Source organism: Streptomyces rectiviolaceus (assembly GCF_039533825.1).
In the GTDB taxonomy this organism is placed as follows: Bacteria; Actinomycetota; Actinomycetes; order Streptomycetales; family Streptomycetaceae; genus Streptomyces; species Streptomyces rectiviolaceus.
Genome location: NZ_BAAAUG010000003.1, coordinates 27,777 through 38,902 on the forward strand (window position 1 = coordinate 27,777; position 11,126 = coordinate 38,902).

Here is an 11,126-nt window from a genome sequence, read left to right on the forward strand (position 1 = left end):
GGGCCCACGGTTTCACGACGGTGAACCTAAGCTCCGCGGCCGCCCGGAGCATGGCCGGAGGCAGACGGGCGGCCGGAGACTGCTCACCGTTTCGCCCTACCGCAACAAGACGCCCGCAGCCTCCCCCGTCCCCTCGGAAGGCACAGCCACGAGCCCCAGCTCCGCCCCGCTGGCCAGCAGTCGATGCGACGGGAGGATGCGCACCGTGTAGCCGAACGGCCCCGTGCGGTCCAGGGCCAGTGGGCCCTCGTAGAGGCGGCGGCCCTCCGCGTCCGGTCCGCCCACCGGCTTCAGCGGTACCGGACTCGCGTCGGCGATGAAGTCCTCGGGGTCGACGCGGCCCGCGATCGTCTGGACCTCCACGTCGTCCGGGGTCAGCTCGCCCAGATGGACGCGGACCCGCAACGAGAGCGTGGCCCCCAGTTCGGCGGTGGCCCCCGTCGCCGACGCCTCGACGTGGTCGACGGCGACCCGCGGCCATGCCGCACGGACCCGCGCCTTCCAGGACGCGAGATCCCCCGCGACATCCGCCCCGCCCAGCGTGCGATGCGCCCGCGCGGCGGGGACGTACAGCTGCTCCACATAGTCACGCACCATCCGCCCCGCAAGGACCTTCGGCCCCAGCCGGGTCAGCGTCCGCCGCACCATCTCGATCCACCGGTCGGGAAGACCCCCCGGCCCCTGCTCGTAGAAGCGGGGGGCGATCCGGCGCTCCAGCAAGTCGTACAGCGCCGCCGCCTCGAGATCGTCCCGCCGGTCGTCGTCCGTCGCCGCCCCGTCCGCCGTGGGGATCGCCCACCCGAAGTCCGGCTCGAACCACTCGTCCCACCAGCCGTCAAGGACCGACAGGTTGAGGCAGCCGTTCAGCGCCGCCTTCATCCCGCTCGTCCCGCACGCCTCAAGCGGACGGAGGGGGTTGTTCAGCCAGACGTCGCACCCGGGGTAGAGCTTCTGCGCCATCGCCATGCCGTAGTCCGGCAGGAACACGATCCGGTGCCGCACCCGCGGGTCGTCCGTGAAGCGCACCAGCTCCTGGATGAGCCGCTTGCCCCCGTCGTCCGCCGGATGCGCCTTGCCCGCCACCACGATCTGCACGGGCCGCTCCCGATGGGCGAGCAGCTCCATCAGCCGGTCCCTGTCCCGCAGCATCAGCGTCAGGCGCTTGTACGAAGGGACGCGGCGCGCGAAGCCGATCGTCAGGACGTCCGGGTCGAGTACGTCATCGATCCACCCCAACTCCGCGCTTGCCGCGCCCCGTTGACGCCACGACGCGTACAGCCGCCGCCTGACCTCCGTCACCAGCTGGCCCCGCAGCTCACGCCGCAGCTCCCAGATGTCCGCGTCCTGGATCTCGGCGACCGCGTCCCACCGGTCCGAGCCGCCCACCGACAGCGCGTCCTCGGTGCGCTGCGCGCCGATCTGGCGGGCGCCGAGGCGGAAGACCTCGGGGGCGACCCAGGTCGGGGCGTGCACGCCGTTCGTGACGGAGGAGATCGGGACCTCTTCGGGGTCGAATCCCGGCCACAGGCCCGCGAACATCCCGCGGCTCACCTTGCCGTGCAGGGTGGAGACGCCGTTGGCGCAGCGCCCGAGCCGCAGGCCCATCACCGCCATGTTGAAGAGGTTGGGCTCACCGCCGGGATAGGTCTCCATGCCGAGCCGCAGTATGCGTTCGACGTCGATGCGGGGCAGTTCGGCATGCGGGCCGAAGTGCCGGGCGACCAGCTCACGGTCGAAGCGGTCGATCCCGGCGGGGACGGGGGTGTGGGTGGTGAAGACCGTCCCGGCCCGGACCGCTTCCAGTGAGGCATCGAAATCGACTCCCTGCGCGGCCAGTTCATGGATTCGCTCCAGGCCGAGGAAGCCCGCGTGGCCTTCGTTCGTGTGGAAGACCTCGGGCTCGGGGTGCCCGCTCAGCCGGCAGTACGTCCTGATGGCGCGCACCCCGCCGATGCCGAGCAGCATCTCCTGGAGCAGCCGGTGCTCGCTGCCGCCGCCGTAGAGCCGGTCGGTCACCTCGCGGGCGCCGGTGTCGTTCTCCTCGACGTCCGAGTCGAGCATCAGGAGCGGTACGCGCCCGACACTGGCCTGCCAGACGTGCGCGCGCAGTGAGCGTCCGCCGGGCAGGGCGATCGCCACCAGGCTCGGGGTGCCGTCCGCCTCCCGCAGGAGGGAGAGGGGCAGCTCGTTCGGGTCGAGTACCGGGTAGGTCTCCTGCTGCCAGCCGTCGCGGGACAGGGACTGGTGGAAGTAGCCGTGCCGGTAGAGAAGGCCGACCCCGATGAGCGGAAGCCCGAGGTCGCTCGCCGCCTTCAGGTGGTCGCCCGCGAGGATGCCGAGCCCGCCCGAGTACTGCGGAAGGGCGGCGGTGATGCCGAACTCGGGCGAGAAGTAGGCGACGGCGCGCGGCAGTTCACCGCCGCGCTCGGCGGACTGCTCCTGGTACCAGCGGGCCCCGGTGACGTACTCGCGAAGACTGTCCGAGGCCTCGGCGAGGCGGCGCAGGAAGTCCCCGTCCCCGGCCAGCTGCGCGAGCCGCGCGGGCGGCACGCTGCCGAGCAGCCGCACGGGGTCGCCGCCCGATGCGGCCCACTGCCCGGGGTCGACGGCCTCGAACAGTTCACGGGTTGCGGTGTGCCAGGACCAGCGCAGGTTGCGCGCAAGCTCCGAGAGCGGGGTGAGGGGTTCGGGAAGGGCGGGACGAACGGTGAATCGACGGATGGCCTTCACAGTCTCCACCTTCGTACGGCGTGTACGTGCGGAACGTGTACGTACGGAACGTGTACGAAGGTAGCCCGGCCCGTCCTCCGTCACCACGGCGCACGGGGAGCGCGGGAAAGAGGGGCCCGGCGACGGCCGGACCCCTCTGGTGCCTTTCAGCGGCGTTCAGCCGCCGGTACCGCTGCCGGCCGCCGTCAGCCGCTGGTGTAGCGGAAGCGCAGCCCGTTGCTGTAGCCGCCGCTGCTCTCGGCGACGACCCACACCGGACCCTCGGAGTGGGACGGGGTGATGAGGACCATCTTGGTGGCCTGCTGCTCCTTGATGATGCACGCGTCGTGGTCGAAGTAGATGTCGATGACGTACTGCAGGTGGTTGCCGTGGACCGTCACCTGCTGACCGCCGTCCACGGGACCCGACGGGGGGTCGAAGCGGATGAGTTCGGGCCTCGGGTCGCTCTGGAGTTCCGGCATGTTCTGCTCCGTTTCTCCCCGGCCGGACGGAAAGGGCCGGCGCGGGGAAGTTCGCGAGAAGAATGCAACGGATGGAGACGCTAGCGATCCGATCTCGTGGTGACAATTGCCCACATCCCCAACTCGCCACATCCACCACCCCATTACCGAAATGGCCCGGACAGCCCACTTGACACCCGCACACATCCCTCCCGGCCAGGAGTCCCAGAAATCGGAACGCCGCACTCCTGAAGAGATTGGCCCGTATTGCGCACCGCCGGCCTTGGCGACTCGGCATGCCGAACGCAAGGCTGTCCTGAATTCATTGCGGGAGAATTCCTGAGAGCGCACGAAAAGAGCCCGTACCCCCTGCGGGTACGGGCTCTTGCGCTGCCGGCTTCTCGCTATACCAGGTCGGCCATGACCAATGCCTCGACGGTTCCCTTGAACTGATAGGCGGGGTTCCGTACTTCGCTGAGACGAGGACGCATGTTCATCCTGAGAGTGATCTGACCGGACGTGTGACCGGAGCGGCTCACCTCGAGGCGGAGGGTCTGGCCGCCGAGCTCCCAGTCCTCCGGCTGGCCGTTGACGTAGGCGGCGAACGAGTACGACCTGATCGCGACGTCGATGACGGGGTTGCCGTCGGCGTCCTCACGGATCTTGCCGGGGAAGGTCACGTCCCGCGTCTGCTCCACGTCCACTGCTGCCGGACTGATTCCCGTATCGAATTGCACGACTTCGAATGCCAATGCCACGCCATCCACCTCCAGAAGAGAGAACCGTTGGGGGCACGACTCTCGCGCCCATGACACAAGCCCGGCAAGAGGCAGAAGTCGACTTCAGGCGACTCCGTCCGGGCCCGAAAGGAACACCCTCCGACGCGCCATTCGTGGCGTACGCAACTATAGAATGGTCAACCGTGAAACAAGGGTGAACCGGCGAGGGGCAAGGGGCAGTTGAGGCATCCGATGAGCCCGGCGAGTCCCGTTCTCACATCCCTCGGCAACAATTCATGGCCAGGAATTCGGCAGTCACCTCCGGCCATGTCGCGACAGGAAGCGTGACCGAATACCGGGCGTTGTCCGGTGAACTCTCCGGGGCTAACTTCGCCGGAGAACTTCACCTTCACGCGCACGCATGCGGGAAGGCCGGACGAGACCGAAGGAGAAACAATGGCGATGACGACTCGGGCACCCGTGACGCAGGGCACGATCTTCACCGTGGCGGGCACCGGCGTACAGGCGTTCAGCGGGGACGACGGGCCCGCGACCGAGGCCGCACTGTACGAGCCGCACGGCGTGGTGCGGGACGACCGGGACTCCCCCTCCCCCGGCACCTCCCCCGGCACAGGAGGAGGCACCCTCTATGTCGCCGACAGTGTCAACCGCCGCGTACGCCGCGTGGATGCCCACGGCGTCATCACCACGGTCGCGGGCACCGGCGATCCCGGCGGCTCCGGCGACGGCGGACCCGCCACCGAGGCGCGGCTCACCAAGCCGACCGCGCTGGCCATGGACCGGGCCGGCAACCTCTACATCGCGGACACCGAGGACCACCGGGTGCGCAGGGTGAGCCCCGACGGCACCATCACCACGGTCGCAGGCACCGGCGAGCCCGGGTGCGACGGGGACGGCAAGGATCCCGCGCAGGCCCGGGTCGGTCATCCGACCGGCCTCGCGGTGGACCGCGCGGGCGCCCTCTACATCGCGCACCGGGACGGCTCCGCCAACTCCCGGGTCCGCAGGGTGACACGGCCCGGCGGCACCATCGAGACCGTCGCGGGCGGCGGCCCACGCCCCGACGACGGCATCGCCGCCACCGACGCGAGCCTCTCCTTCGCCGAGGGGATCGCGGTGGACGACGACGGCAACCTCTACATCGCCGAGCGCGACAGCTACGCCGGACGGGTCCGCAAGGTGAACGCCTCCGACGGCACCATCACCACCGTCGCGGGGCAGCGCGACGGCGGGGGCGACTTCCGCGAGGGCGGGGTCGCCGTCGAGACCCGCCTCAACTCCCCCTGTGCGGTGGCGGTCGACGGGGCGGGGGACCTCCTGGTCGCCGACGCCGGGTACGACCGCGTCTGCCGGGTCACCCCGGACGGGCTCATCCACACCGTCGCGGGCAACGGCCGCCGCGGCTACGCGGGGGAGAACGTCGTGGCGCGCACGACGCCGCTGTCCATGCCGCACGGCCTCGCCCTGGACCGCGACGGGAACGTGTACATCGGCGAGCGCGGCAACAACCGGGTGCGTGAGGTGGCCGGGGCCGTTCGGCCGACGCCGCCCCCGGTCGATCTGCGCGGCGTGGTCGTCGATCCGTACTTCGTGCAGACCGGCCAGGAGTTCGATCTCGGGGTGTGGGTCGAGAACCGCGGCTCCGCACCGGTCGACGGCCGGGACATCACCGTCACCCTGACGCTCGCCGATGGTCTGGTCCCGGTGGCGGGGGGTCCGAGCCCGCTCGTCCGCACCTTCCCCGGCCAGCGGCTGCTGCCCCAAGTGGGCGCCCTGGACGGCAGGTTCACGGTCGTCACCCCCGAAGGGACACCCGAGGGCGTCTACCGCTGCACGGCGCGGATCCACTACAGCGGCGCACCGGACTTCAACGACCTGGTGTACCCGCTCGCCGTCAAGGTCAGCGAGCCCTTCGCCCCGAGTGACGAGACCGGGCTCGACATCCGCCAGGAGGGCACGACCGCGGCGGCCCCCGGCCACGACAGCACGATCGACGTCGTCTGCCGGGCGAGCCACGACCAGCCGGTCAAGCCCGGCCGGATCCTCCTGACCTTCGACGCCCCCACGGACTTCGTCTTCGTCGACTTCCCGCACGCACCGACCCGCACGTACCTCGGCGGAGGCCCCGCCGAGCCGCTCAGCACGTACTCCATCGACAACGGCGGCGCCCGCATCGTCGTCACCGACGAACCGCACGTGAACACGGGCCCGTCCGACCGGTACCCGCTCCTCTACAGCCTGCCGGTCCGCGTGCTGCCCGGAGCCGCGGCCGGTACCCACGCCGACGGACTCGCGACGTTCGGCAGGCATCTGCCCGTTCCGCTGGAGGCGACCGTGACGGCGGGCGGGTGATGGAGCAGCCGCTACCCACCGCGGACGACCGGCGGCCCGCCGCACGCCGCGACGATCGCCGCCGTGTCCCAGTAGAACGGCCGCACCTCCGCGATCCGCCCGCCCCGCACAGTGATCGTCTGCAGTACGGGGAAGGCGAGTTCACGCCCCGTGGCGCGGGCCCTCGCGCGGACCTGGGTGTGGACGACCGCCGTCTCGCCCGTGGCCAGGAACTCCTGCTCGCCGATCTCGAAGCTCTCCCACGTCTCGCTCATGGCGATGAAGAAGCGCGTCATGCCGTCGTGGCCGCGCCAGATGCCGCCGTACGGGAGGGACTCCGCCTGGTGCATCACGACATCGGGGGCGAAATAGGGGGCGAGCAGGTCGAACGAGGCCCTGCCTGGGCCGCCTGCCGCCAGATAGCGGGACTCCGCGTCGTACATGCCGGTCAGGACGGCCGTCGAATCCTGCGCGTCTGCCGTGTGCTGGGTGGTCATGCCACCACCGTGCCGAATCCGGTGGCTTTGCACCGGCGGCAATCGGACGTCGACCTGCGACGGTCACTCCATGATCCCGCAACCATCGAAGGCATCCTGAACCCGTCCGAAAATCGGCGCAACCCTCACAGCACCCCCACGGGCGATATGGCCGATTCCCCCCTGCCCTGTGGTCTTGTAGGGCCTCACGCCGCACGAGAGGCTGCCAAGTGGCGCCTGTGGAGATACGGGGATTCCGGCACATACCGGTCCAACTCCACGATGCGCACGTCAAGTTGGGGAGGGAAACCAGCGTATGACTCTGACGCGAACGAAGCGTTTGCGGTGGGCTGGGGCCGTTACCGCCGCCACCACGGCGGCGGTGCTTTCGGCCATCACGCTGCCCGCACACGCCGCTCCCGCCGATGCCCCGCTGGGGGAGATAATCGGCGCCGGGGAGCCCGGTTCCATCAGCGGGAGTTACATCGTCACGCTCAAGGGCGGGACCTCGGCCCCGTCGGACGCGGGCAAGGGCCTCGCAGCGAAGTACGGGGCGAAGATACGTCACACCTACAGCACCGCGCTCAACGGATACGCGGTGAAGGCCGGTTCGGACCAGGCCAAGAAGCTCGCGGGGGACTCGCAGGTCGCCTCCGTCGTCCAGGACAGCACCGTGTCCCTGAACCACACCCAGAAGGACCCGCCCTCCTGGGGGCTCGACCGGATCGACCAGAACGGTCTGCCGCTCGACAAGTCCTACACCTCGCCCGAGTCCTCGGGGCAGGGCGTGACCGCGTACGTCATCGACACCGGCATCCGCACGTCCCACGAGGACTTCGGCGGCCGTGCGAGCAGCGGCTGGGACTTCATCGACAACGACGCCACGGCGCAGGACGGCAACGGGCACGGCACGCACGTCTCCGCGACCGTCGCGGGCGAGAGCCACGGCGTCGCCAAGAAGGCGAATGTCGTGGGCGTCCGTGTGCTCGACGACGCGGGGTCGGGGACGACCGCTCAGGTCATCGCCGGCATCGACTGGGTGACGAAGAACGCCAAGAAGCCCGCCGTCGCCAACCTGAGTCTCGGTGGCACGGCCAACGCCCAGCTGGACGCGGCCGTGCGCAACTCGATCGCGTCCGGGGTCACTTACACGGTCGCCGCCGGGAACGACGGGCTTCCCGCCTTCCTGTTCTCACCGGCCCGCGTGAAGGAAGCGGTCACCGTCGGCGCGAGCGACATCAAGGACGCCAAGGCGAGCTTCTCCAACTGGGGCAGCAGCCTGGACCTGTTCGCGCCGGGCGTCGACATCACGTCCGCGTGGAACACGAACGACTCCGCCACGGACACCATCTCGGGTACGTCGATGGCCTCGCCGCACGTGGCGGGCGCGGCGGCGCTCTACCTCGCCGATCACCCCTCGGCCACCCCGGCCGCTGTGAGCAAGGCACTGGCCGACCGGGCAGTGCCGGGCAAGGTGACCGGCGCCGGTCTCGGCTCGCCGAACAAGTTGCTGCAGGTCAACAACCCGTAGGGCACAGCGCATCACGGAACCGGCCCCGCCGCACACGGCGGGGCCGGTTCTGCGTGCGCGGCCACGGCCTTGCCTCCGGCGCCAACCCGAAGCACCCTCGATAGCACGCCGGTCTTGTATGCGGCCTTACGCACCAGTAGTTAACAAAGCGCCGGATTGCCCACCCTAAGTTGGTGGGAAGGCTCCCCCGGTACGCACACGGCTCAGTACGGTCAGTCACGGCTCCGGTACAGCCAACAGCGCGGCACGAAGTCGCAGAACCCCTCCACACCCCCGTATCCGCCCCACTTATGTAACGCGGACAGGAGCGGTCATGCCCTCAACTCGCCCGTCGGCGAAGCCCTCGGGAAAGGCCCCTACCAGGGTGCCCAAGACCCCGGCACCACAGCAGGACGCGCAGCAACCCCAGGACGCGCAGCACCCTGAGGAAGAGCAGCTTCCGGAGGAAGAGCAGCACCCGCAGGGCCCACCCCCGCGATCAACCCCGCCCGGCCCCCTCACCGGCCGCATTCCCGTCCTCGACGTCGCGCCCCTCGTGCACGGCGGGCGACGGCCCGCCAAGGCCGTGGTGGGCGAGACCTTCCAGGTCACCGCCACCGTCTTCCGTGAAGGGCACGAGGCGGTCGCCGCCAATGTGGTCCTGCGCGATCCACAGGGGCGAGAGGGACCATGGACGCCGATGCGCGAGCTGTCCCCCGGCACCGACCGGTGGGGCGCGGACGTCACCGCGGACGCGGAGGGGAACTGGACGTACACCGTTGAGGCGTGGGGCGATCCCCTCACCCAGTGGCGGCACCACGCGAACATCAAGATACCGGCGGGCATCGACACCGAACTCGTCCTGGAGGAAGGCGCCCGCCTGCACGAACGCGCCGCCGCCGACGCTCCGGCGAGCAAGGGCCGCTGCGCCACCCTCCTCGCCGCCGCCGAGGCCCTTCGTGACAAGGAGCGCCCCGTCGCGGCCCGCCTTGCCGCCGCCCTCACCCCGGAGGTGGACGCGGTCCTCGCCGAGCACCCGCTGCGCGAACTCGTCACGGAGTCACAGCGGTTGCCGCTGCTCGTGGAGCGGCCCCGTGCCCTGTTCGGGTCCTGGTACGAGTTCTTCCCGCGCTCGGAGGGCGCCGTCCTCCGGGAGGGCGAGCCTCCGAGGTCGGGCACGTTCCGCACCGCGTCCGAACGACTCCCGGCCATCGCCGCGATGGGCTTCGACGTCGTCTACCTCCCGCCCATCCACCCCATCGGCACCACCTACCGCAAGGGCGCCAACAACTCCCTGTCCCCCGGACCGCACGACGTCGGCGTGCCCTGGGCCATCGGCTCCCCCGAGGGCGGCCACGACGCCATCCACCCCGACCTGGGCACCATCGACGACTTCGACGCCTTCGTACGCCGCGCCACCGCCCTGGACCTCGAAGTCGCCCTGGACTTCGCCCTGCAGTGCTCCCCCGACCACCCCTGGGTCGACAAACACCCCGAGTGGTTCGCCCACCGCGCCGACGGCACCATCGCCTACGCGGAGAACCCCCCGAAGAAATACCAGGACATCTACCCCCTGGCCTTCGACCGCGACATGCCCGGCCTGATCGCCGAGACCCTGCGCCTGCTGCGCTTCTGGATGGCCCACGGCGTACGCATCTTCCGCGTCGACAACCCCCACACCAAACCCGTCGCCTTCTGGGAAGAAGTACTCGGCGACATCAACCGCACCGACCCCGACGTCATCTTCCTGGCGGAGGCCTTCACCCGCCCGGCCATGATGCGCACCCTCGCAGCCATCGGCTTCCAGCAGTCCTACACCTACTTCACCTGGCGCAACGACAAGGCTGAACTGACCGACTATCTCAGTGAGTTGGCCACCGAGACCGCCCATTACCTCCGGCCGAACTTCTTCGTGAACACCCCGGACATCCTGCACGCCTACCTCCAGAACGGCGGACGTCCCGCCTTCGAGGTCCGCGCGGTGCTCGCCGCGACCCTCGCGCCGACGTGGGGCGTCTACAGCGGCTACGAACTGTGCGAGAACGCCCCGGCGCGGGCAGGCAGCGAGGAGTATCTGGACTCAGAGAAGTACCAACTGCGCCCGCGCGACTGGGAGTCGGCAGAGCGCACCGGCTCCACCATCGCGCCCCTCATCACCACGCTGAACCGCGTACGGCGCGCCAATCCCGCCCTGCGGCAATTGCGTGACCTGCACTTCCACCCCACGGACCAGGAAGCGGTGATCGCGTACTCGAAGACGGCCGACGACACGGACGGATCGAACACGGTTCTGGTGGTCGTGAACCTCGACGCCCACCACACCCAGGAAGCCACGGTCTCGTTGGACATGCCGAAACTCGGCCTCCACTGGCACGAGACCGTGCCGGTGCGCGACGAGCTCACCGGCGACACCTACCACTGGGGCAGGGCCAACTATGTGCGCCTCGAGCCGGGCCGCACGCCCGCGCACATCTTCCGTGTCCTGCGACCGTCCTCACCGTTGATCGGAGGGTCACCCACACCATGATCATCAATGAGCCCGTCCAGGACACATTCGAGGACACGCCCGCCAAGGACCGAGACCCCGAGTGGTTCAAGCGCGCCGTGTTCTACGAGGTCCTCGTCCGCTCCTTCCAGGACAGCAACGGCGACGGCATCGGCGACCTCAAGGGCATCACCTCCAAGCTGGACTATCTGCAGTGGCTGGGCGTGGACTGCCTGTGGCTGCCGCCGTTCTTCAAGTCCCCACTGAGGGACGGCGGTTACGACGTCTCGGACTACACCGCGGTCCTTCCCGACTTCGGCGATCTCGCCGACTTCGTGGAGTTCGTGGACTCCGCTCATCAGCGGGGCATGCGCGTGATCATCGACTTCGTGATGAACCACACCAGCGATCAGC

The 11,126-nt window shown here is 69.7% G+C and carries 8 protein-coding genes; 4 read left to right on the forward strand and 4 right to left on the reverse strand.

What is annotated here, in order from left to right:
- Positions 1–96: 96 nt before the first annotated feature.
- From glgP to ABD378_RS00195, 3 genes are all read right to left on the reverse strand, one after another.
- Positions 97–2,730, reverse strand: a complete 2,634-nt coding sequence (glgP, locus tag ABD378_RS00185) for an alpha-glucan family phosphorylase (RefSeq protein WP_344518156.1) — start codon at positions 2,728–2,730, stop codon at positions 97–99.
- Positions 2,731–2,915: 185 nt separating this feature from the next.
- Positions 2,916–3,191, reverse strand: a complete 276-nt coding sequence (locus ABD378_RS00190; RefSeq protein WP_344518157.1) for an IPT/TIG domain-containing protein — start codon at positions 3,189–3,191, stop codon at positions 2,916–2,918.
- Between the two features lie 383 nt (positions 3,192–3,574).
- On the reverse strand, positions 3,575–3,928 hold the full coding sequence (locus ABD378_RS00195) for a hypothetical protein (RefSeq protein WP_344518158.1): 354 nt from the start codon (positions 3,926–3,928) through the stop codon (positions 3,575–3,577).
- A gap of 423 nt (positions 3,929–4,351) precedes the next feature.
- Here ABD378_RS00195 and ABD378_RS00200 point away from each other — a divergent pair, with 423 nt between their 5' ends.
- Entirely contained in the window at positions 4,352–6,262 is a 1,911-nt protein-coding gene (locus ABD378_RS00200; RefSeq protein WP_344518159.1) for an NHL domain-containing protein, read from the forward strand.
- An 11-nt stretch (positions 6,263–6,273) separates the two neighbouring features.
- On the opposite strand, the gene ABD378_RS00205 is transcribed toward ABD378_RS00200, so the two are convergent.
- Positions 6,274–6,738 (reverse strand): nuclear transport factor 2 family protein, encoded by a 465-nt coding sequence (locus tag ABD378_RS00205; RefSeq protein WP_344518160.1) that lies wholly within the window; start codon positions 6,736–6,738, stop codon positions 6,274–6,276.
- 295 nt (positions 6,739–7,033) lie between these two features.
- Between ABD378_RS00205 and ABD378_RS00210 the strand changes: the two genes are divergently transcribed.
- From ABD378_RS00210 to ABD378_RS00220, 3 genes are all read left to right on the forward strand, one after another.
- A complete protein-coding gene (locus tag ABD378_RS00210) occupies positions 7,034–8,248 on the forward strand; it encodes a S8 family peptidase (protein ID WP_344518161.1) in 1,215 nt (404 codons plus the stop codon).
- 313 nt (positions 8,249–8,561) lie between these two features.
- Complete coding sequence (locus ABD378_RS00215; RefSeq protein ID WP_425583802.1) at positions 8,562–10,754, forward strand: alpha-1,4-glucan--maltose-1-phosphate maltosyltransferase; 2,193 nt, start codon at positions 8,562–8,564, stop codon at positions 10,752–10,754.
- The coding region (locus ABD378_RS00220; RefSeq protein ID WP_344518162.1) for an alpha-amylase family glycosyl hydrolase at positions 10,751–11,126 on the forward strand (376 nt) is incomplete at its 3' end. The genes ABD378_RS00215 and ABD378_RS00220, both read left to right, overlap by 4 nt.